Here is a 406-nt window from a genome sequence, read left to right on the forward strand (position 1 = left end):
CATGGGCGAGTCCTGCTGCGCCGCCAACCGCATCTACGTCCACACCTCCGTCGCCGAGGAGTTCGCCACCCGCCTAGCCGCCCGCATGGCGGCCCTGAAGGTCGGCGACGGCACCGAACCGGGCACCGACGTCGGACCGCTCATCGACCAGGCCGGCCGCAGCAAGGCCCACGACGTGGTGCGCGACGCCGTCAAACGCGGCGCCACCGTCCTCACCGGCGGCGAACTGCCCGAAGGCCCCGGCTGCTTCTACCCGCCCACCGTCCTGACCGGCATCGCCCCCGACGCCGCCATCAACGACACCGAGGTCTTCGGCCCCGTCGCCGCCCTCCTCACCTTCGACGACGAAGACGAGGCAGTCACCGCCGCCAACAACACCGAATTCGGCCTGGCCGCCTACCTGTTC

Annotated in this window: 1 protein-coding gene; it reads left to right on the plus strand. The window is 71.4% G+C overall.

Annotated elements, in window-relative coordinates:
- Positions 1-406, plus strand: a 406-nt coding sequence (locus GTY47_RS13950) for an aldehyde dehydrogenase family protein (protein ID WP_010032999.1), incomplete at both ends; no start/stop codon positions are given.

It is taken from the genome of Streptomyces sp. SID5464 (assembly GCF_009862985.1).
In the GTDB taxonomy this organism is placed as follows: Bacteria; Actinomycetota; Actinomycetes; order Streptomycetales; family Streptomycetaceae; genus Streptomyces; species Streptomyces chartreusis_D.